Genomic DNA, 20,823 nt, shown 5'->3' with positions numbered 1-20,823 from the left:
AGGTGCCTCGAAATCTCAGTGCCGCGCCAACGGTCGGGGTTGCGATTGGCGTCAGACCTCTGACGTCCGACCCTGTACGTTGTCCCTGTAATCCGCGATAAACCTTAAAACGCCTCAAAGAGTCTTTTTAACACCCTGTTAAGAGGGGCTATCTTCCGGGCCGGGTAGCAGGCCCAGGCTTTCACGGCTTTCCCCCCGGCGCGCCCGTTTCAGCAGCGGGTAGGACTGGCGGTACCAGGTGCGTCGGCCGCTGTGGGTCCACTTGAAGCGTTTGTAGGTCCACTGGTACTGGGTCAGGTTACGGTCGATGCAGCGTTGCAGCCCGGCGTTCATGGCCGTCAGTACCGCCTCCGTGTCACCGGCCTGCTCGATCTCCGGCGCCGGCTCGAAGCGCAGGCGGATATCCTTGACGCCGCCCTCGCCGCGGAAACACGACACCACGAACACATGGGGGCGATAACGCTGGATGAACTTGTCGATCAGCGCCGGTGTCGGCACCCGATAGCCGAAGAACGGCACAAAGGGGTTGCTGCGGTTACCCGGGTTGTGGTCCGCCAGAATGGCCAGGGTGCCGCCCTTTTGCAGCGCCCCCAGCGCCGCCTTGACGCCCTGGGCATTGGTTGGAATCAGTCTGGAGCCGGTGCGCTCGCGGGCCGCCTTGACCACGGCGTCCATCAGGGTGGCCGGGTGCGGCTGGTACATGACCAGGATATTGCCCTTGTCGCCCAGGTAGAGGTTGCTGATTTCCCAGCTGCCCTGGTGCAGCGACAACAGCAGCACCGGTCGTTCGCTGGCGGTGGCCTCGAGAAAGGCCTGTTCGCCTTCGATCATGCTGATACGCCCAAGGGTTTCCTGGACCGGTCGGTTCCAGACATGGGTGAATTCGGTCAGGGTGCGACCCAGCTCCTTCATGCTCTGGCGACCGATGCGACAGGCCTCGGCATAGCTCATCTGCGGGTGGGTGGCGAGCAGGTTGATCAGTACCACCCGATAGGCACTGGCATAGCGCAGCGGCAGCCAGGTAATCAGTCCGGCGAGAAAAGCGCCCAGACCGGTGGTAACAGACAGGGGCAGCAATGATAAAAAACGCATGGCCAGCCACAGGCGGCGGCCATCAGAGCTCGGATTCTTCATTTTTCGTGGATTCAAACATCAGGGTTTCGCCGTGCCGGGGAACATGAAAGCGGCGGGCGTCTACGTCTTGGTCCTTGAGCGCGGTGGCCAGCGCCTTGGGGGGCGCGTCCATGGGCTCGTCGGTGAGTATAAAGGTCCCCCAGTGCATCGCCACGGATTCTTTGGCCTGCAGGTCGCAGTGAATGCGTACGGCTTCCGCCGGGTTGACGTGCACCGGTGACATGAACCAGCGCGGTTCATAGGCGCCGATGGGTAGCAGGGCCAGGTCCACCGGGCCCAGCAGTTCGCTGATTTCACTGAATACCGGGGCGTAGCCGGTATCGCCGGCAAAGTAGAAGCTGAACTCCGGGAACTGCAGCCGCCAGCTGCACCACAGGCTGCGGTTGTGGTCGCCGGCGCCACGGCCGCTGAAATGCTGGGCCGGCAGGCAGAAGGCTTCCACCTGGCCGTGAAACTCGCTTTGCCACCAGCCCAGTTCGATGATGCGCTCCACGCCGAAACGTCTTAACCAGTCAGCCACGCCCTGGGGTACGAACCAGACAATCTTGCGGCCGAAGCGCGCCTGTAGCTGGCGCACCGAGCGACGGTCGAGATGGTCATAATGGTTATGGGAGACCAGGATGGCGTTGATGGGCGGCAGTTCATCAATGCTCAGCGCCGGCGGTACCGCCCGTTTGGGGCCGGCAAACTGTACCGGCGAGCAACGCTCGGAAAACACCGGGTCGGTGAGCAGATTCCAGCCCCGGTACTGCAGCAGAAAGGTGGAATGGCCGATCCAGGTCAACCGTGGCTGGCTGGCCGGTTCGGCCAGCATGTGCGGGGCCGGAGTGATCAGCGGGAACGACTGCTGGGCCGGGAACTGGCCACGGCTCTGCCACTGCCAGCGCACGAATTCGCGCAGGCCATGGTGCGGGGTGCGGTAGCGGTTCTGATAGCGCTTGCCGTCGTGGTTGGCTTCGCTGGCCAGCGCCGCCAGTCGTTCACGGTCAATCATGCCGGGGCTTTCAGTCCGGTAACGGCGCCTTCGATGGCGTCCAGATCGGGGATCACGGCCAGGTCGCCACCTACCTGAATGTACATGGCTTCCGCCGGGCCGGTGTCCACCGGCTCTTCCACCGGGTCGTTCTTGCTGACCCGCAACAGGCGCGGAATGCCCTGTACGATCACCGCATAGAAAGGGGTCTTGCCGGTGACGGTATTGAGCACGGCAATACGGGCATCTTCACCGATGGTCACCTGGCCGGATTCGTTGAGCTTTTCGAAGGACAGCAGCGGCAGGTCCTGGTCGCGCCAGTTGAGCCAGCCGAGCAACCATTCCGGGCCATGGCCGGGCCGGTCCGGCTGGCGCAGCGGAATCACTTCGGCGACCACAATGTTGGGCACCAGCCAGGGACGACCCTGCATGGGAATCAGCAGGCTGGCGATATCGGAAGGCAGCTGCGACATAATCGCGTTCCTCTTGCGTTTTTCTTCTGCCCGGCAAAGGCGCCGAGCCTATCAGATTGGTGCTGGCACCCTTAACAGGGTGTTGAAAAAGCCGCTTCGCGGCTGTTTCAAGCCACCTTTGCGGCGCATGTCCGCAAAGGTGGACACGGACAATCCATCGCTTACCGCGTTTATTGTCTGCTGGCGCCTTGCTCAAGCCACCAGCCAGGCTGTTGAAAACAGCCTGGCAAGGAAATCTTAAGCTCAGACCGCCTGCTGTTCCGCGGCCACTTCCCGACGTACCCGCTCCACCAGTTGCAGGGCCAGCTGTTCCGGCGAGCCGCTATAGCTGACGCAGCCGGTTTCGCGTACCGAATCGGGCTGGCTGCTGACCGCACAGGTGTCGGCGGTCTGCGCCCATACCGGGCAGCCCATGGCTGCCAGGCGGGGTGCGGCGATGGCGCCGTCGTTGCCCATGCCGGAAAACAGGATGGCGCCACAGGCGCGCCCGAAGCCCTCGCCGGCATGTTGCAGCACCTGGTCAATGGAGGGCGCATAGGGCCCTTCCCAGGCCTGGCCGGTGGTCTGTACCCGCCCATCGTGGCGGAAGCTTACCGCATAATCCACCGGTGCAATCAGCAGCTCGCCGTGGCGCAGGACTTCGCCGTCATAGCCGACCCGGCAGGTCAGCGGGTTGTCGCGGCTGAGCACGCCGCACAGGGTATCCAGAAACCCGGCGTCGATATGCTGGGCCAGGATGAACGCCACCGGCAGGTTGGCCGGCAGGCAATCGAGAAACTGTTTGACCGCCGCCGGGCCACCCAGGCTGGCGCCCAGTACCCAGACGCGCTGGGGACGATCCGCCGGGCGAATGGCCTTGAATTCCCGCGGTGTCGGGATCACCGGCGCCGAGCGCGCCGGCAGGCTGTCCAGCCGTACCTTCACCTGGGGCTTGCCGATGTAGCCGACCAGTTTGGTTACCAGCCGCCGCTCCCATTTGGGGTAATGGTCGGCGGTACGGGCCGGCGCCTGGCCGTCACAGAACAGGATGGGGGCGGCGGCATCTTCCAGCAGATGATCGAGGAAGGACTGCCAGCGATCTTCGCTGGACAGGTCCACCACCCACAGGTCCAGGGCGCCCTCTTCCAGCCAGCGGTCTTCCAGGGATTCCGGGTCGGTACTGACCACCACCGGGTAACCCTGGCCGCGGATGGCCGTGGCCAGCAGGTGTCCTTGCAGTGTGTCGTCGGCAATCACGCCGACGCGCCCGGGGCCCGCCATTAGCTGCTGGTTTCCCGTGCTTCGCCCAGTAGTTCACGGATGGTGGAGAGCAACTCGTTTTCCTGGAACGGTTTGCCCATGTAGCAGTTCACGCCGATGTCGAAGGCCCGCTCGCGGTGTTTTTCGCCGGTGCGCGAAGTGATCATGATGATCGGCACATCCTTCAGGCGGCTGTCGTGGCGCACGTGGGTGGCCACTTCGAAACCGTCCATGCGCGGCATTTCGATATCCAGCAGCATCACATCCGGGCGCACATCTTCCAGTTTGGCGATGGCATCCATACCGTCCTTGGCGGTCACCACTTCGTAGCCGTTACGTTCCAGCAGGCGGCCGGTCACTTTCCGTACCGTTACCGAGTCATCGGTAACCATGACAATGGGCAGGGCGCGCTGCGGTTCTTCCTCTTCCACCGGTGCCACCGGTTCCGCCGGCGTGGACAGCAGCGGTACCTGAACGTGGGAAGCACGGATCAGCGAGTGGATATCGAGAATGATCACCACCGAGCCATCACCGAGGATGGTGGCACCACTGATGCCGGCCACGCTGGCCAGCTGCGGGCCGACGGATTTCACTACCACTTCCCGGGAGCCCACCAGGCTGTCCACCACCACGGCCACGGTGTGCTCGGTGCTGCGGATCAGCAGTACCGGCATGGGGCCGAGCTGGTGTTCCAGGTTGGGGGCGCGGCTGCCATGGACGAAGTTGCCCAGGTACTGCAGCTCGTAGTCCTGGCCCACATAGGTGTAGACCGGTTTGTCTTCCTCGAAGTAATGGCTCAGCTCGAACGGGCTGACCCGCACGATACCTTCGATCTGGTTGAGCGGAATGGCGTAGCTGTCTTCACCGGCCTTCACCATCAGGGCCCGGTTCATGGCCAGGGTGAACGGCAGGCGGACGATGAAGCGGGTGCCCTGCCCCTTGTGGGAATCGATGGTCACCGAGCCGCCCATCTGTTTGATCTCGCTGGCCACCACATCCATGCCCACGCCGCGCCCGGAAATCTGGGTAACGGCGGCGGCGGTGGAGAAGCCGGCGTGGAAGATGAACTGCTGGATTTCCTGGTCGGAAAGCTGGGCGTCGGCGCTGATCAGGCCGCGCTCCACGGCTTTCTTGCGCACTGCTTCGGTGTCGATCCCCTTGCCGTCATCGGACAGGGTAAGCACCACTTCGCCGCCTTCGCGGCCCAGTTCCAGGCGCACCTGACCGGTGTCATCCTTGCCGGCCTGTTGGCGGCCGTCCGGGGTTTCGATGCCGTGGTCGACGGCATTACGCAGCATGTGTTCCAGCGGCGCGACCACGCGCTCCATCAGGGAGCGGTCCAGCTCGCCTTCCGGGTTGAGCACGTCGAAGTCCACCCGTTTGCCCACTTCCCCGGAAATCTGCCGCACGATGCGGCGCAGGCGCGGTACCAGCCGGGAGAACGGCACCATGCGGGTGCGCATGAGCTTTTCCTGCAGCTCGGTGTTGATGCGCGCCTGTTGCAGCAGCAGGGTCTCGGTGTCCTTGCTGCGATCAAGCAGGGTGTTCTTCAAATCCAGCAGGTCGGAGGCGGACTCTGACAGCTGCTTGGTAATCTGATGCAGCTCCGAGTACTGGTCCATTTCCAGCGGGTCGAAGTCCTGGTCGAATTCCCCGCGATCCACGCCCTTCTGGTAGTTGGACATGATCTGCGCTTCGGTTTCCGCATCCAGGCGACGCAGCTGTTCGTAGAGGCGCTGAACGGTATTGCCCATTTCCTCCACGTTGAAGGTGAACTCGGTGATGCCCTGTTCCACCCGACCCCGGTTGATGGAGGTTTCGCCGGCCAGGTTGACCAGCGATTCCAGCAGATCGGCACCGACCCGCACCATTTCCTGGGGCTGCGCCTGGTTCTGGCGCTGACGGCGGTCGTCGCGCTGTGGTTCCGGTGCCTTGGCGGCCTGTGGCACGGCTGCCGGGGGCGCGGCCGGCTCATTGGCCGGTGTGGCCGGGCTGGCGGGTGTGCTGCGCACGCTGCTGCGCACCTCGTCCATCTGGGTACTGATCCGCTCGAAGTGGCTCAGCATTTGCTGGAAGGCGGCGTCATCCGGTGTCTGACGCTGGCTTTCCAGATCCATCAGGAAGGTTTCAAAATCATGGCTGTGGTCGCCCAGCTCGGTAAGCCCGGCCAGCCGTGCGCCGCCCTTGAGGGTATGCAGGGCGCGCTTGAGATCGTCGGTGTGTTCGTTGTTTTCCGGCTCGTTGCGCCAGGCCGTGAGGGTGTTGTCGATCACCTCGCACAGCTCGTCGGACTCTTCCAGGAAGATGTCGAGAATTTCCGGGTCCACATTGTCCGGCAGGGTGGCGGTGGCACTGGCCGCCGGGGTGTCGTGGACGACGGGGGCGGCGCTGTCCGTTGCCGCATTGGCCGGGGCATCCCCCAGCGCTGGCAGTTCAAAGTTATCCGGCGCGGCGATAAAACCGTGAATGCTCTGGATCAGGTCCTGGCCGCCGGGCAGCGGCTGGCCGGCCTTGAGGGCTTCCACCATTTCCGCCAGCCGGTCGTGGCAGCGGTGCAGCAGGTCAAACAGAACCGTGCTGCTGGTCAGCTGGCTCTGGGCCAGCCCTTCATAGAGGGTTTCCAGCTCGTGGCCCAGATCGCCCAGCTCCGGCACTTCGGCCATGCGGGCACCGCCCTTGAGGGTGTGCAGGTCCCGCTGCAGAGACTGTACCTCGATCAGGTTGTCCGGCTGGGCCATCCAGATGTCCAGGCTGTTGCCGGCGGACTCGAGGATTTCTTCCGCTTCTTCCAGGAAGATTTCCACCAGCTCCGGGTCGCGCTCCGGTTGAGGGGGCGCGGGCGCGGCGACCGGCGCGTCCTCAACCGCAACGGACGCGGCGGGCGTGTCTGCGGGGGCCTCCAGCGTCGCGTCTTCGGGCTGGTCATGGCCCGGCAAGTCGATCTCGGTGGCAACCGGCTCGCCGGCGATGAAGGCCTGGATGGCGGTCACCAGTTGCGGCGCGGCCGGCGGCATCTGGCCGTCGCGCAGCTGGTCGATCATGTCGGCCAGGCGGTCATGGCACTGATGCAGCAGATCGAACAGGCTCGGCTCGGCCTGCAGCTGACCGGCGTTGTAGCCTTCGTAGAGGTTTTCCAGCTCGTGGCCCAGATCACCCACCGGCGGTACGCCGGCCATGCGGGCGCCACCCTTGAGGGTGTGCAGATCCCGTTGCAGCACGCTGACGGTACTGTCATCGCCCTGCTGCCAGCGCTGCAGATGATCACTGGCGGCCAGCAGGATTTCGTCCGCTTCTTCCAGGAACAGGGCCACCAGCTCCGGGTCCAGCTCCGACTGGAAGCGGCCGCTGTCATCGCCGGTCGGCGCGCTGGTGGGCTCGGCGGTGTCATTGTCGATTTGCGGCGTCGGTTCACCGCCACCGGGGCCGTCACCCTCCGGGCCCGGGCCATGGCCTTCGCTCAGCTCGCGCAGGGCATCTACCAGCCCCAGTTCCGGGCGCACGGTCTGGCCGGCGGCCAGACAGTCCATCATGTTCATCAGCGCTTCGTGGCCTTCCCGGGCCAGGCTCAGCATGTCGTTACTGAAGGGCAGGCGGCCGGCTTCCACGGCGCTGTAGCAGGCGGCCAGCGCCCCGGCCAGTGCCTGGATTTCAGTGAGGCCGGCGGTGTTGGCGCTGCCGGCCAGCAGCTCCAGTTCATCACGCAGGCGAATCAGTTCGCCGGTGTGCTGCGGGTGTTCGGCCCACTGCTCCAGCAGGCTGTCCGCATCGACGATCAGGTCCATGCCTTCGGACAGGAACACCGACAGGATGTGCGGGTCGGTACCGTCCTGGGGACGGTCACGACTGATCAGGCCGTCATGCTGTTCATGCAGGGCGGCGATCAGGGTGTCACTGCCCGGTTGCGGGCCAATATCGCCTTCGGCCAGCCGTGCCACGCTGGTGACCAGGTGCTGGTGGATCTGGCGCATCAGCGCCACCTGGTCGTTGTTGATCGGGCGGTTGCCGTTGATCATTTCCTTGAGCAGCTTTTCCGCCGGTTCGGCGATGGCGGCGATCGGCTCGATTTCCGCCATGCGGGCACTGCCCTTGAGGGTGTGCAGGGCGCGGTGGACGCTGTCGTCCACCGCGTGCTCGGACAGATCCATATCCAGCTCGGCCAGCCACTGTTCGATCAGTGCCAGGTTGCGCTCGGCCTCGCTGGAGAAGATGTCCAGCAATACCGGGTCCATGCCGTCGGTATCATTGTCTTCGCGGGTGGCGCTGTCAGCGTCGTCGACGCTGTCATCCAGGTAGCTCAGGTCGGGAATGTCATCCAGAGTATCGTGACCGGTGGTCTCCAGCGTGGCGCTGTCTTCGTCACTGCGGGTCGGATTCGACTCATCCTGGCTATCGCCGCCGTCGAAGGCGGTCAGCTCGATATCCTCGAAGTCACCGTCGTCGCTGCTTTCCCATTCCGCCGGCTGCTCGCTGTCAGTGGTGGCGGCGTCGAAGGCGGCCAGGTCGTCGTCCGACAGGTTCAGGTCCAGACCGCTGGCGTCCGCACTGTCGTCGCCGGCGGGTTCTTCGGGCAGCTCGAGGGTGAGGCTGTCATCGCTGTCTGCCTCGCTGGCCGGCGCGCCGCTGTCATCACGGGCTTCTTCGGTTTGTGTTTCGGTATCGGCGGCGCTGCCGGCATCGACTGCCGGTACCTGCTCGATCTGGCCGCCGGCGGCCAGGGTGTCGGCGGCGTCGGCCAGTGGTTGTACGTCAAACGGGTCGGGCTGTTGCTGGCTGAATGCCTGCACCAGCGCCGGGATGCGATCGCGCACGGTCTGTACCAGCTCGATCAGCACCGGCGTCGGTTCGATGCTGCGGTCGATCACCCGGTTCATCATGTTTTCCACCGACCAGGCCAGCTCACCTACAGTGCTGGCACCGACCATGCGGCCAGACCCTTTCAGGGTGTGGAAGGCGCGGCGGAATTCCACCAGCGACGTTTCGTCGCTGGTGTTGGCGGCCCAGCGCGGGAAGTATTCGTCCAGGGCCTGCAGCACTTCGTCGGCTTCTTCCTGGAAGATTTCGATGATTTCATCATCGATCAGGTTGTCGTCGTCTTGCGCGGCGGCCTCATCGGCGGGCGCTTGCGGCGACGGGGCGGGCTCCGGTTCGTTTGCCGGTGCCACGGGTGCCGGATCGACCAGGGTGATGTCCTCATCGTCCGCCGGTTCGTCCGGCATTGGCGGCTCGTCGCTGAGCGCAGGCTGCTCATCTACCTCGGGTTCCACCTCGGCGGTTTCGGTCGCCGGCATGTCATCGATGCGGTCCTGTTCGGTCTCCGCCGGGCTGTCCTGGACGGGGCCGTCAAAGCCGCTGTCGGCGCTCAGGGGAAACCCCAGCGCCTCCACGCTGGCGCGGGCCAGCTGCAGGATGTCGTCACTGGTGGTCGGGTCGTCGTTGAGACGCTCCAGGTAGTACTCCACCGAGGTGATGGCGTCGGCCAGGGTGTCCATGCTGCGCCAGTCGGGTTTGGCATCGTCGGCCAGCAGGCGTTGTTCGATGAAGTTGACGCACTGGCGCAGGATCAGGGCGGGCTTGGTCAGCTGCACCACATCCAGGCCACCGCGCACGGCGTTGAGTCGCTCGGGTACCGGTGCCAGATGCTGGCGGTCCCACTGCGAGGCAATGAATTCGACAATGCCGTCCTTCGCTTCTTCCAGGCCGGCGCGGCATTCACGCAGCACGGCGTCCATGGCCTGGCCCACATGGCTGGGCACTTCCTGCTCGTCGATCTGGTAGTTGCTGCGGCGCTCGCCGCTGATGCCGGCCAGGGTGGCTTCCACGTACAGCAGGGCCCCGGCGATATCCATCAGGTTTTCGCGCTGGGCCGGTTGTTTGCCGGCGACAATGTCTTCCATGGCGGATAGCTGTTCTTCCACCAGCACCCGCGGCTGGTTCAGGCCCAGTACCGCCACGGTGTCGGCCACCTGCTTGAGCACCAGGGTCTGCGGCTGCAGTTTGCCGGCATCGGTGTCGCCGCTGTGGACGAATTGTTCCAGCGCATCCTTGACCTTGGTCAGCTCCTCGGACAGCGCCTGGACCACCGAGCCCATGGCTTCGGCGTCCGGGCCGCTCATGCGGGCCCGCTCGGCATTGATCATGTCTTCGGACGGCAGCGCGTCGTCCAGACGGAAGCGTTCCTTGACGCGCACGATGCGCGGGCTGTCCACGTCGGCCTTGGCCACGTAGTAGAGCAGGTTCTTGAGCAGTTCGGTGGGGGCTGGCTGGTTCAGCGCCGGGGCGCCTTCAACCACCAGCTCGCGCAGGCTGCGGTCCACCTGGCCGAGCACCATTTTCACCGAGGTGCCCAGGGTCACGGCGTTTTCTGACAGGCCTTCCACCAGGGCGCCGCTGATCGACCAGAGCGGGCCCTTGGCGGCTTCGCCGGTTACCTGTTCGAGTTTGGCAAATACCTTGGCCATGTAGCCCAGGTTTTCGCCCATACCTTCGTTGCGCAGCACACCCAGCAGGGCGATCTGGTACATCTGGCGGATTTTCTTTGCCAGCTGGCCAAAGCGCGGGTCATTGGCAATATTGCCGGGCAGCGGGCCGCTACCGGCGGCCTGGCTCAGGTCCGGTTTGAACAGGGCGGTTTCCGAGAGCAGCGATTCACCGCGGGCAGCACGCAGGTCGTTGAGCAGCGGCAGCAGCACCACCGGCAGGTCACGGCGGCTACTGGCCACCCGGTCCAGGTAGGGCGGCAGTTGCAGGATGGCGCGCATCAGGGTTTCCTGACCGTCCGCCACATTGCCCACGCGACCGTCGAGCAGCGCCTGGGCCAGCTTTTCCATTTCTTCGGCAAGCAGGGCGGCGCCATAGAATTCCACCATCTGCAGGGTGCCGTACACCTGGTGCAGATGGGTCTGGCAAAAACGCATGCGCGTGGAGTCGTCCGGGCTCTCCACGAAGGCTTCCAGCGCCTGTTGCGCCTGGTTCAGGGTCTCCTGGATTTCCCCACGGACCCAGTCCAGAGCCAGATAGTCGTGACGGTCACTCATGACGTCTCCTGTCATACTGTCACCCGCTTGCTTGGCGGGCTTTTATTATCTACAGCGCCGGTAAGCCAGCGTGTCGGCGAAGTGCACCCGTTCCAGATCCGGATGCTGCCACTCTGTAATTTCCCCCGGGCCCAGCACCAGCAACCCGCCCGGTGCCAGACGTTCCGCCAGCCGGTTGACGATCTGGCGTTTTCGCCAGCGGCGGAAGTAAATCAGCATGTTCTGACAGAAAATCAGATCCATGTTGTTCATGGGCGCATTGCCCAGGTCGAGCACGTTGAGCCGGGCGAAGCAGATGCGCTCGCGCAGGTCTTCGGTCACCGCCAGGGTCTGGCCGTGCTCGGTGGGCCGAAAGTATTTCTCCCGCAGTAGCGGGTCGATCTGCATGACACGCCGCGCGCCGTATTCCCCTTTGCGCGCCTTGGACAGTGTCGGCAGGCTGATATCGGTGGCGGTGATGCCGTAAAACAGGCGTCGGTTGCCACGGCTGAGCTGCTCGTTGATCAGCATGGCCAGCGAGTAGGCTTCCTCGCCGGTGGAGCACCCCACGCTCCACACGTCCAGGGCGCTGCCATCGGGCTGTTCGGCCATGAAGCGCTGCACGTATTCCTCCACCAGAGCGAAGGAGCCCGGGTGGCGGAAGAAGCTGGTTTCCTGCACGGTGAGACGGTCCACCAGCACCGACCATTCCATGGCCCGTGATTCGGTGGTGCCCACCATCAGTTGTTCGTAATAGGTTTCGTATTCCTCGATGCCCAGCTCGCGCATGCGGATGCTCAAGCTGGTCTCGAGAAAGGTCTTGCGTTCGCTGGCCAGGGTCATGCCGGTACGCTCTTCCAGCAGGGCTTGCCACAGCTGGAACTGCTCCGCGTCCATGGACGGGGTGCTTTTGATCGACCAGTGGTCTTTCACGACAACACCCATGACATCTCACCCATCGCCGGAACGAACCGGATCAGGAATGCTCCGGCAGGCGGAAACCGGCCACCGAGTTACGCATTTCCTGCGCCATCTCGGCCAGGTTACCAATGGACCGCGCGGTGGCGGTGGTACCGGCGGAGGTCTGCGAGGTAATTTCCTGGATCACGTTCATGGTGTTGGAAATGTGACCCGCAGAGGCGGCCTGCTGGCGCGCCGCGTTGGAAATGTTCTGGATCAGGTCCGCCAGGGTTTTCGATACGTTCTCGATTTCTTCCAGTGCCACACCGGCGTCCTGCGCCAGGCGGGCCCCTTTTACCACCTCGGCGGTGGTGGCTTCCATGGAGATTACCGCTTCGTTGGTATCGGTCTGAATCGTCTTAACCAGGGTTTCAATCTGCTTGGTGGCGGCGGCGGAACGTTCCGCCAGGCGCTGCACCTCATCCGCTACCACCGCGAAGCCCCGGCCGGCTTCACCGGCCATGGACGCCTGAATGGCGGCGTTCAATGCCAGGATGTTGGTCTGGTCGGCAATGTCGTTAATCAGGGATACGATGTCACCAATCTCCTGGGAGGATTCACCCAGACGCTTGATCCGCTTGGAGGTTTCCTGAATCTGTTCGCGGATGGTGTCCATGCCGTGGATGGTCGCCTGTACCACTTCGGCGCCCTTGTTGGCGATGGCTACCGCCCGTTCCGCTACCGCGGCGGATTCCGCGGCGTTGGCCGATACCTGGTCAATGGACACGGCCATCTCGTTCACCGCCGCCGAGGCGCCGGCAATTTCCTGGGCCTGGTGTTCGGAGGCCTCGGCCAGGTGCATCGCCGTGGACTGGGTTTCCTGGGCCGCAGAGGCCACCTGTACTGCTGTGTTGTTGATGGTCTGTACCAGGCTGCGCAGCTGGTCAATGGAGTAGTTGATGGAGTCCGCGATGGCCCCGGTGAAGTCCTCGGTTACCGTCGCCTGTACCGTCAGGTCACCATCCGCCAGGTCGCCCAGTTCGTCGAGCAGACGCAGAATCGCGGCCTGGTTACGCTGATTCTCGCTTTCCAGTTCGTCTTTTGCCTTGGCTGCCTGGCGGTTCCGCTGGGCCATGATGATAAAGAACAGCAGGATCGCGATACCGCCGCAGATGCCACCCAGCCACACGGAGGGGAACAGGCCGCTGGTGGTGCCTTCGAATTGCTGGTTGAGGTTGGTGGATTCCTGCAGCAGATCCTGGGAGCGACGGAAGATGGTGTCCGCCGCGTTACGTACCTGGAACAGTTCCGGCGCGGTTTCCAGAATCTCGTCCACGGACTGGTTAACGAATTCGTCGAACAGATCGGAGATCTCGTTCAGGTAATCCACCGCATCCGGGTCGGTGACCTTGTTGATGCCCATGGCGGCATCGCCGTCGATCATGCCGTTCATCACGCGGCCGAACAGGCTGGCATCACGGCCGAAGGCATCCGCCGCGATCACCGCGCCGTCGCCCCCTTCAAGCACCTTGGAGATGGAACGCACGATCCGCTCGGCCAGCAGTGATTGCTTCTGGGCAAAGGCGATCTGCTGGGCCGGGGCGCCGTTGGCCACCAGGATTTCCACTACGCCGTCGTATTCGGCCTGCAGCTGGGGAATGGTTTCGGCCAGGGTGTCGGCCACTTCGTGCAGGTCGAGAACCGTGTCCTCACCTTTCAGAATGGTGGCGGTGTTGGCGTTCACTTCGTTCCACAGGCTCTGCATGCGCTTGAGAACCTTGGGGTCGTTGACCTCTTCGTCCTTCACCGCATCCCAGGCTCCCTGGAAGCTCTTCTGGGATTTGTCCAGCAGCTCAAACGCGTCAGCGTTACCGGACGCCGCTTCCAGGGCGTTTTTGGCGATCTGCTGGGAGACTACCCGCATCTCGGACGCCTGGGTGATGTTTTCCTGGGCGCGGTTCGCCGTGGTCGCCGACAGCAGGAAGTTCACCAGTGCCAAGGCAATAAAGACGGCCAGGCCGACGTACAGGGCGATGTTCAGCGGATTACTGCTGCCTGCGCCCCCCCGCAGTTTCTCCAACATTGCTCCGGAATTGAACTTCATAGTCTGGCTCCTGGCCTTGCTTCACTCTTCTTATGTAAACCCGATGGTGTTTATTACAGGTCACCCGGTTCGGGCTACCTGCATGAAGCGCGGGTCCTCGGCCAGCCGTACCAGGCTGAACACGGACCAGTACTCCCCTTCCCGTTGATAGGCCCCGCGCACATAGTCGCGGGTGCTATCGTCGCTGACGGGCAGCGATTCCACAAAACTGTCGATGGGGAAATGCTGCATACCCAGCACTTCATCCACCGCCATACCGGTGTACAGGTCATCCTCGTCCAGCACCAGCAGGCGCCGGCGCTTTTCCTGGATGGACGACACCTTGTCCAGAAAACCGCTCAGGTCCATCACCGTCATCAGGCGGCCACGGACATTGGCGACACCCTTCATCCAGCTTTGCGCGCCGGGGATACGGGTGTAGGCGGGCACCGTGAGGATTTCGGAAACCTCGTCCAGCGGTGCCACGTATTTTCTGCCGTCGAGCACAAAGCCCACGCCACTCCAGTAACTCACCGCATCCTGCTGCATGGGCAGGTCGTTGGCCTTCTCCCGGCAGCGGGTGTTGTAGTCGGCCAGTTTGATATAGGCGGCGGAAGCGGTCTGGGTGCTCATTGGCGGCTCCGTCAGGCGTCGGCCAGCATGCGGGCGACGGTTTTCAGGAGCACATCTTCATCCACCGGCTTGGTCAGGTAATCCTTGGCGCCCTGGCGTTTGCCCCAGACACGGTCGGTTTCCTGATCCTTGGTGGTGACGATGACAATGGGAATGTGCGCGGTGTCCGCGCCTTTGGTCAGCTGGCGGGTGGCCTGGAAGCCGTTCAGCCCCGGCATGACCACATCCATCAGCACCAGCTCGGGCAGCTCGGAGCGGGCCAGGGCCACGCCATCAGCGCCGTTGGCGGCCTCGAGTACCTCGTGGCCGTGCTTTTCCAGAATCTCCCGAAGCTTGTAAGTCTCGGTGGGAGAATCATCCACAATCAGAATACGTGCCATCTTACCCTCTTCAGGTTGAGCGGCCGTCGCCGCTTAACCGTTGATATGCTGACGGATTGCGCCCAGCAATTCGTCTTTGGAGAACGGCTTGGTCAGGTACTCGTCGGACCCGACAATGCGCCCCTTCGCCTTGTCGAACAGGCCGTCCTTGGAGGACAACATGATCACCGGAGTTTCCTTGAAGGCGCTGTTGTTCTTGATCAGAGCACAGGTCTGATAGCCGTCCAGCCGCGGCATCATGATGTCCACGAAGATGATGTTGGGGCGGCTGTCGGCGATCTTTGCCAGCGCATCGAAGCCGTCAGTGGCGGTGATTACCTCACACCCCGCTTTTTTCAACAAGGTTTCAGCAGTACGACGAATGGTTTTGGAGTCGTCGATTACCATTACCTTGAGGTCTTGGAAGTTGTCAGTCATGGAAACTGCCTTTAACCGTGAACCGTGATAGGCCGCAACTTATTGTAATTTTTAGCCTTTTTATTAATTCGATAGGTCGGGCCGGAGGCTGAGCCGGTCCAAGCGAAGGTTTTAACACAGATTCTACAATCAATCTATAAGGCCCTATGAAACTTGGGAAAATGTCCCGGTGATTGCCCGCGTAGCGATCCGCTCCTGCCACTGCTAACATTGCCCGGCCCTTTCCCTGTTGTGGTGGAGACCCCATGAGTCTGCGAGTCGGTGTGGTGATGGATCCCATCGCCAAGATCAAGCCCTGGAAAGACAGCACGTTCGCCATGCTGCTGGAAGCGCAGCGGCGCGGCTGGTCTCTGCATTACATGGAGCCCGGGGACCTGTATGTGCGTGATGGTCGCACTTTTGCGCTGACCCGCCCACTGTCGGTGACCGACAATAACGATGATTGGTACCGTCTTTCCGATGCCGTGAACCAGGACCTGGCGGATCTGGACATCATCCTCATGCGCCAGGACCCGCCCTTCAACACCGAATACATCTACGCCACCTACCTGCTCGAGAAGGTGGAGCGCGAAGGGGTGCTGGTGGTCAATCGCCCGGCCAGCGTGCGTGACAGCAACGAAAAACTGTTCGCCACCGACTTCCCCCAGTGCTGCGCGCCGACCCTGGTGTCCAGCCGTGCCGAACTGCTGCGCGACTTTGTAAGAGAGTTCGATGACACCGTGATGAAGCCGCTGGATGGCATGGGCGGCAGCAATATCTTCCGGGTGCGCAAGGACAGCCCCAACATTTCGGTGGTGATCGAAGTGCTGACCCAGCACGGCAAGACGCCGATCATGGCCCAGCGTTTCGTGCCGGAAATTACCCAGGGCGACAAGCGCATCCTGATGATCAATGGTGAGCCGGTGCCCTACGCCCTGGCCCGCATTCCCAAGGAAGGCGAGCTGCGCGGCAATCTGGCCGCCGGGGGTACCGGCCAGGGTCGCGAGCTCAGTGACCGTGACCGCTGGATCTGCGAGCAGGTGGGCCCCACCCTCAAGCGCAAGGGCCTCTACTTCGTGGGCCTGGACGTGATCGGTGACTATCTCACCGAAATCAACGTCACCAGCCCCACCTGTATCCGTGAGCTGGATGCCATCTTCGATATCAATATTGCCGGGCAGATGTTCGATACCTTGCTGGAGTTGCGTGCCGAGTCATAGACTTGGTGGTCGATTCGGGGCACACTCTGCCCCTTACATTAGAATAAAGTAGTAGCTACCGACACCCGCATGGCATCTTCCACGGCCCCCGTCGGCGCCAATGACCGGCTTACCTTTACCGTCTTTCTGGCGCTGGCGTTTCACGGCATCCTGATTTTCGGCCTCAACTTCGCCCCGCAGAAGCCGGCGAAGGCGCCGCATACCCTGGAAGTGACCCTGGCCCAGTACCAGAGCGACAAGGCGCCGGACCAGGCGGACTTCATCGCCCAGAGCAACCAGCAGGGCAGTGGTGACCAGTCCGACAAGCAGGAAGTGACCACCGACGAACAGGCCGACTTTGCCGACAACACCCTGGACAAGGTGCAGCTCAAGGAAAAGACCACCCGTGAGCGCCGTGACCGCATTTCCCAGCAGCTGGTAATCACCACGGCCGGTCACAGCGACCGCAAGGTCAAGGCTGACGAGAAGGACAAGACCGACCCCAAACCCTTCAAAGTGGCCAAGCAGGAAAACCTGGCCGACCTGAGCCGGGAAATCGCCAGCCTGCAGGCGCGCCTGGCCGACCAGAAACAGGCCTATGCCAAGCGCCCGCGCATCCGCCGGCTGACCTCGGTGTCCGCCAAGGCCCACTACGAGGCGCTCTATATCGACTCCTTCCGACGCAAGGTGGAGTCCATGGGCACACGCAACTTCCCCGCCCGGGCCCTGTCCAGTGATACCTACGGGTCCGTGCGCATGATGGTGGCGCTCAATCGCGAGGGCGGTATCAAGGAGATCAAGCTACTCAAATCGTCCGGGCACAAGTTCCTCGACCAGGCCGCCATCCAGAGCGTGCGCCTGGCGGCGCCCTTCGAGGCGTTTACCCCGGAAATGCGCAAACACATGGACGTGCTGGAAATCATCCGCACCTGGAAGTTCGACAGTAACCGGCGCGTGTCCACTCACTAAGCCCCCCTTGCCCTGCCCGTCCCGGGGCCGGATACTGGCAGCATGGAAAACAGTTCCCTCAAACACCAGCTTCTGGTCGCCATGCCGCACATGGCGGACCCGAACTTCGAGCACAGCGTCACCTACATCGTCGAGCACAGCGAGGAGGGCGCCATGGGCCTGACGCTGAACCGGCCGGTGCAGGTGAGCCTGGGCGATATTCTCAGTGACATGGATATCGAAATCGAAGTGCCGCCCTCCGAGCGCCACCGTGTAGTGGCCGGTGGCCCGGTACAGCAGGAAGCCGGGTTTGTGCTGCATACCGCCGATACCCGCTGGCACTCCAGTGTGCCGCTCAGCGACGGCCTGATCCTGACCACCAGCCGGGATGTGCTGGAAGCCATCGCCATTGGTGAAGGCCCGGAATCCTCCCTGATCTGCCTGGGCTATGCCGGCTGGGAACAGGGCCAGCTGGAACAGGAAATGGCCGACAACGCCTGGCTCAGCAGCCCGGCCACCCGGCAACTGGTACTCGACACTCCCCACGAACAATGCTGGCAAGCCGCCGCCGCCGCCCTGGGCGTGGACATGCGCCTGATGACCTCCCAGGCGGGGCACAGCTGAGAAAGCAATGGGTAGCTGATAATGGATAATTGATAGCGGCGCGTTCATTCGTATCAAGGCCACCAAGATAAGTGCCCGAGGGCCGGGTTTTGGGTGTGGCTCTAACCCTGTGAAGTGAATCCCCTGTTTTATTCGTTATCCATTATCCATTTTCAATTATCCATTAGGTCTTCAATGCTTCTCGCCTTCGATTACGGCACCAAGAAAATCGGCGTAGCCAGTGGCAATGCGCTGCTGGGTAGCGCCTCGCCGTTGCCTGCCCTGCCCTGCAAGAACGTTCAACCTGACTGGGACAAGGTCACCGCGCTGATCGAGGAGTGGCAGCCCGAGGTTCTGGTGGTGGGGTTGCCATTGAACATGGACGGTAGCGAAAGCGAGTTGTGCCAGCGCGCCCGCAAATTTGCCCGCCGCCTGCAGGGCCGTTTCGGCAAGCCGGTGTGGATGGTCGACGAGCGCCTGTCCACCCGCGAAGCCCGCGAGCGCACCGGTATTCACCATGCCGACCCGAAAGTGGATTCCATGGCGGCGGTGGTGATTGCGGAGGGGTATCTGGGTGGCAGTGAACCGTTGGCGCCCTAGGTGTGTAAAGCCACAAGGTTGTTCATAACAGGAAGCCTGCTGATTGGCGGCAAGTAGCCAATGGCTGAATGAGGGCGATGCCAGTTGTACTGGTGTATCCATGCGGGCAAGTACTTAGCTCGCTGTGACGAGTTCTCGTAGGCACGAGCATAAGCCCATTCCCGCAGAGCAGTTTGAATCCACCTTTCGGCCTTGCCGTTAGTGCGAGGCGTGTAGGGCTTAGTGCGACGATGTTTGAGTCCCAACCGTCGGCATGCGCGGGCAAAGGCCCCAGAGCGGTAACAGCCTCCGTTATCAGTCAACACACGCTGGATACGGATGCCCAAAGAGCGGTAATAGCGCAGGGCGGCAATCAAGGCACGCCAGGCACTGGCGCGGCTTTCATCCGGGCAAATCGTTGCCCAGGCAATACGGCTATGATCATCAATCGCCATATGGACGTATTCCCAGCCTGCTCCATAGGACTTGCCTGCCTGAGGGGTTCCGGTCACGCGGTGGCCGGGCTTACGGAAGCAAGCCAACTTCTTGATATCCAGGTGCAGAAGGTCACCGGGATTGTCATGCTCATAGCGGTTGGAGGGCCGGGCCGGCTCAAGCGAACTGAGCCGATTCACGCCGGCAGAACGCAGCACGCGAGCGACCGTGCTGTGGCTAACGCCCTCTTCGCTACTGATCTGACGGTAAATACGCCTTTCATAGCGTTTCGCGATGATCCGTTGACGCTGCTCCTCGCAGATAGCATGGGGGTGATGGTGTGGTCGAGAAGTGCGATTCTCCAATCCCTGCGTTCCTTCCTCGCGATAGCGCGTTAGCCACTTGTAAGCCGTTCTGGTGCTCACCCCCATCGCTTGCGCAGCTTCCTCTGGCCGCAGACCGTGTTCCAGAACGCGAGTGACCAACAGGGCTCGACCGTGGACGGTTAATCGGGCATTTTTGTGGGTGTTCATTCGGGGCTCCCGGGAAGGTTTGTAGTTTCGCATCTCCAATCTGCCGGGTAGGCCCCGAATGAACAACCTACTGAAAGATCACACCTAGGGCTGATGCCCGGTGCCAATGGCAATATCCGGCAAGTTCTCCGCCACCGCCTGGTAGGTGGTGTATTTCTACGGTGTTAGGTGGCACTGCATCAAAAGCTATTGGTTCATTCATTTCCTGGACAGGATCTCCATAAGGTATTCTTTTGCATAGCTGCCAGCATTATGCGCACGCGATAATAAACTTTTTACAGTGATTTGGTATGCCAAACATTGGTGCTTCATTTTTCTTTGGCCTTTTACTTTTTCTTTCGCTTCCTGCAAGCCTTTCCTTCGCAGACCATAAGGAATGTAAGTTTTTGGTTGCTCGTGGAAGTAATTTAGTGGCCATCGACTTTCCAAGTGGAAAAATGAGTGTTCTTTTTCCATCTTCATCTGAGGAAAATTACAATTTTTCTTATTTGAATTTGATTGCGGGTGGAAGAGTTTTAATGCAGACAGGATTGATATGGGTTGGGCTTTATGTCCCAGGTTCGGACTCTGCCCTTTTTTTGTAGGCCTCATGCTTTGGGTGCTGTTCCTGTGCATTAACAGTGGGAGGTTTGAGTTCTGGTGTTTTTAGGATCTTTAATTGTTAGAAATAATGATTGCAATTTTTAAAAAGCCTTTGTGCATTTTTTGGGGTTTCTATAAAACACTTTATATGGCTCCATATGAAGTGTTTCGTAGAAATGAGCAGCATCAGGGTTTGGATTTGGGGGGTACGAGCGCGTTGTGTTTGGTGACACTTTCGTCATTTTACATTGCGGGCTTTGTCATGTTTATTTTGAGGTATATAAGGCTTGTTGATTGTGTGACGTTTAATAAATACCAAATCGTTGCAAGTTTGTGGGCTCTATTTGCAATGAATTATTTTGTTTTTAAGTGCTTCGCAAAAGAAGATGAAATTATTAATTATTATTTGGTTAGAGGGAATAGAAAGCTAAAAGCCGATTTTTGGAGGTCTATTATTGTTCTGGTCGCAACTCCTCTCTTATGGATGGGGGTGGCCATTGCTCTATGACGTTATGGATAAGCAAGTAGGCTCACCATGACCCGAGGCCACCATTAGCTGTATGCGCTTGATGACAGGGTAGAGGGGATTCTTGTGCGTCTGGGCATTGATGGGGCGACTTGGTTGAAACATATGGAACCAAGAAAATCGTGTGTCCCTCTGGCGGTTGGTTCTCTGTCGAAGGTTAAGGTGGTAGTGTTCAGAATTCTGTGTCATTTCTT

17 protein-coding genes are annotated in these 20,823 nt (G+C 61.4%); 6 read left to right on the top strand and 11 right to left on the bottom strand.

Annotation, left to right across the window (positions count from 1 at the left end; genetic code table 11):
* Positions 1–138: 138 nt before the first annotated feature.
* The 10 genes from A11A3_RS16180 to pilG form a co-directional block, all read right to left on the bottom strand.
* Positions 139–1,134 (bottom strand): lysophospholipid acyltransferase family protein, encoded by a 996-nt coding sequence (locus A11A3_RS16180; RefSeq protein ID WP_008930409.1) that lies wholly within the window; start codon positions 1,132–1,134, stop codon positions 139–141.
* The gene (locus A11A3_RS16175; protein ID WP_008930408.1) at positions 1,115–2,128 is read right to left on the bottom strand and encodes an MBL fold metallo-hydrolase; all 1,014 of its coding nucleotides are present in this window, start codon (positions 2,126–2,128) and stop codon (positions 1,115–1,117) included. Before A11A3_RS16175 ends, A11A3_RS16180 begins: the two co-directional genes overlap by 20 nt.
* Positions 2,125–2,580, bottom strand: coding sequence for a chemotaxis protein CheW (locus tag A11A3_RS16170; RefSeq protein ID WP_008930407.1), 456 nt, complete (start codon positions 2,578–2,580; stop codon positions 2,125–2,127). Before A11A3_RS16170 ends, A11A3_RS16175 begins: the two co-directional genes overlap by 4 nt.
* A gap of 243 nt (positions 2,581–2,823) precedes the next feature.
* Positions 2,824–3,840, bottom strand: coding sequence for a chemotaxis protein CheB (locus A11A3_RS16165; RefSeq protein ID WP_008930406.1), 1,017 nt, complete (start codon positions 3,838–3,840; stop codon positions 2,824–2,826).
* Positions 3,840–10,853, bottom strand: a complete 7,014-nt coding sequence (locus tag A11A3_RS16160) for an Hpt domain-containing protein (RefSeq protein WP_008930405.1) — start codon at positions 10,851–10,853, stop codon at positions 3,840–3,842. Before A11A3_RS16160 ends, A11A3_RS16165 begins: the two co-directional genes overlap by 1 nt.
* A gap of 45 nt (positions 10,854–10,898) precedes the next feature.
* Positions 10,899–11,777 (bottom strand): CheR family methyltransferase, encoded by an 879-nt coding sequence (locus A11A3_RS16155; RefSeq protein ID WP_008930404.1) that lies wholly within the window; start codon positions 11,775–11,777, stop codon positions 10,899–10,901.
* A gap of 31 nt (positions 11,778–11,808) precedes the next feature.
* On the bottom strand, positions 11,809–13,836 hold the full coding sequence (locus A11A3_RS16150; protein WP_008930403.1) for a methyl-accepting chemotaxis protein: 2,028 nt from the start codon (positions 13,834–13,836) through the stop codon (positions 11,809–11,811).
* A 60-nt stretch (positions 13,837–13,896) separates the two neighbouring features.
* The gene (locus tag A11A3_RS16145) at positions 13,897–14,448 is read right to left on the bottom strand and encodes a chemotaxis protein CheW (RefSeq protein WP_008930402.1); all 552 of its coding nucleotides are present in this window, start codon (positions 14,446–14,448) and stop codon (positions 13,897–13,899) included.
* A gap of 11 nt (positions 14,449–14,459) precedes the next feature.
* The gene (gene pilH, locus A11A3_RS16140) at positions 14,460–14,828 is read right to left on the bottom strand and encodes a twitching motility response regulator PilH (RefSeq protein ID WP_008930401.1); all 369 of its coding nucleotides are present in this window, start codon (positions 14,826–14,828) and stop codon (positions 14,460–14,462) included.
* Positions 14,829–14,861: 33 nt separating this feature from the next.
* Positions 14,862–15,245, bottom strand: coding sequence for a twitching motility response regulator PilG (pilG, locus tag A11A3_RS16135; RefSeq protein ID WP_008930400.1), 384 nt, complete (start codon positions 15,243–15,245; stop codon positions 14,862–14,864).
* A 245-nt stretch (positions 15,246–15,490) separates the two neighbouring features.
* Here pilG and gshB point away from each other — a divergent pair, with 245 nt between their 5' ends.
* The 4 genes from gshB to ruvX all read left to right on the top strand — a co-directional run bounded on the left by gshB (position 15,491) and on the right by ruvX (position 18,574).
* Entirely contained in the window at positions 15,491–16,444 is a 954-nt protein-coding gene (gshB, locus tag A11A3_RS16130; RefSeq protein ID WP_008930399.1) for a glutathione synthase, read from the top strand.
* Positions 16,445–16,513: 69 nt separating this feature from the next.
* Positions 16,514–17,392 (top strand): energy transducer TonB, encoded by an 879-nt coding sequence (locus A11A3_RS16125; protein ID WP_008930398.1) that lies wholly within the window; start codon positions 16,514–16,516, stop codon positions 17,390–17,392.
* A 42-nt stretch (positions 17,393–17,434) separates the two neighbouring features.
* A complete protein-coding gene (locus A11A3_RS16120) occupies positions 17,435–17,995 on the top strand; it encodes a YqgE/AlgH family protein (protein WP_008930397.1) in 561 nt (186 codons plus the stop codon).
* A gap of 174 nt (positions 17,996–18,169) precedes the next feature.
* On the top strand, positions 18,170–18,574 hold the full coding sequence (gene ruvX / locus A11A3_RS16115) for a Holliday junction resolvase RuvX (RefSeq protein ID WP_008930396.1): 405 nt from the start codon (positions 18,170–18,172) through the stop codon (positions 18,572–18,574).
* Here ruvX and A11A3_RS17590 read toward each other — a convergent pair.
* Positions 18,571–19,521, bottom strand: coding sequence for an IS481 family transposase (locus A11A3_RS17590; protein WP_008930395.1), 951 nt, complete (start codon positions 19,519–19,521; stop codon positions 18,571–18,573). The two genes, ruvX and A11A3_RS17590, sit on opposite strands and share 4 nt — an antisense overlap.
* 290 nt (positions 19,522–19,811) lie before the next feature.
* Between A11A3_RS17590 and A11A3_RS17850 the strand changes: the two genes are divergently transcribed.
* Positions 19,812–20,105, top strand: a complete 294-nt coding sequence (locus A11A3_RS17850) for a hypothetical protein (protein WP_157375795.1) — start codon at positions 19,812–19,814, stop codon at positions 20,103–20,105.
* Positions 20,106–20,179: 74 nt separating this feature from the next.
* Positions 20,180–20,611, top strand: coding sequence for a hypothetical protein (locus A11A3_RS16105; RefSeq protein ID WP_157375793.1), 432 nt, complete (start codon positions 20,180–20,182; stop codon positions 20,609–20,611).
* The last annotated feature ends 212 nt before the right edge of the window (positions 20,612–20,823 follow it).

This window comes from Alcanivorax hongdengensis A-11-3 (genome assembly GCF_000300995.1).
Taxonomy (GTDB): Bacteria; Pseudomonadota; Gammaproteobacteria; order Pseudomonadales; family Alcanivoracaceae; genus Alcanivorax; species Alcanivorax hongdengensis.
Note: the sequence above shows the minus strand (reverse complement) of the source record. Positions and strands in the feature narration are given on the sequence as shown.

Excerpts from the sequence above, each read along its gene's own strand:
- A11A3_RS16180 (WP_008930409.1), bottom strand. The coding sequence starts at position 1,134 with ATGAAGAATCCGAGCTCTGATGGCCGCCGCCTGTGGCTGGCCATGCGT.
- A11A3_RS16175 (WP_008930408.1), bottom strand. The coding sequence starts at position 2,128 with ATGATTGACCGTGAACGACTGGCGGCGCTGGCCAGCGAAGCCAACCAC.
- A11A3_RS16170 (WP_008930407.1), bottom strand. The coding sequence starts at position 2,580 with ATGTCGCAGCTGCCTTCCGATATCGCCAGCCTGCTGATTCCCATGCAG.
- A11A3_RS16165 (WP_008930406.1), bottom strand. The coding sequence starts at position 3,840 with ATGGCGGGCCCCGGGCGCGTCGGCGTGATTGCCGACGACACACTGCAA.
- A11A3_RS16160 (WP_008930405.1), bottom strand. The coding sequence starts at position 10,853 with ATGAGTGACCGTCACGACTATCTGGCTCTGGACTGGGTCCGTGGGGAA.
- A11A3_RS16155 (WP_008930404.1), bottom strand. The coding sequence starts at position 11,777 with ATGGGTGTTGTCGTGAAAGACCACTGGTCGATCAAAAGCACCCCGTCC.
- A11A3_RS16150 (WP_008930403.1), bottom strand. The coding sequence starts at position 13,836 with ATGAAGTTCAATTCCGGAGCAATGTTGGAGAAACTGCGGGGGGGCGCA.
- A11A3_RS16145 (WP_008930402.1), bottom strand. The coding sequence starts at position 14,448 with ATGAGCACCCAGACCGCTTCCGCCGCCTATATCAAACTGGCCGACTAC.
- pilH (WP_008930401.1), bottom strand. The coding sequence starts at position 14,828 with ATGGCACGTATTCTGATTGTGGATGATTCTCCCACCGAGACTTACAAG.
- pilG (WP_008930400.1), bottom strand. The coding sequence starts at position 15,245 with ATGACTGACAACTTCCAAGACCTCAAGGTAATGGTAATCGACGACTCC.
- gshB (WP_008930399.1), top strand. The coding sequence starts at position 15,491 with ATGAGTCTGCGAGTCGGTGTGGTGATGGATCCCATCGCCAAGATCAAG.
- A11A3_RS16125 (WP_008930398.1), top strand. The coding sequence starts at position 16,514 with ATGGCATCTTCCACGGCCCCCGTCGGCGCCAATGACCGGCTTACCTTT.
- A11A3_RS16120 (WP_008930397.1), top strand. The coding sequence starts at position 17,435 with ATGGAAAACAGTTCCCTCAAACACCAGCTTCTGGTCGCCATGCCGCAC.
- ruvX (WP_008930396.1), top strand. The coding sequence starts at position 18,170 with ATGCTTCTCGCCTTCGATTACGGCACCAAGAAAATCGGCGTAGCCAGT.
- A11A3_RS17590 (WP_008930395.1), bottom strand. The coding sequence starts at position 19,521 with ATGAACACCCACAAAAATGCCCGATTAACCGTCCACGGTCGAGCCCTG.
- A11A3_RS17850 (WP_157375795.1), top strand. The coding sequence starts at position 19,812 with ATGCCAAACATTGGTGCTTCATTTTTCTTTGGCCTTTTACTTTTTCTT.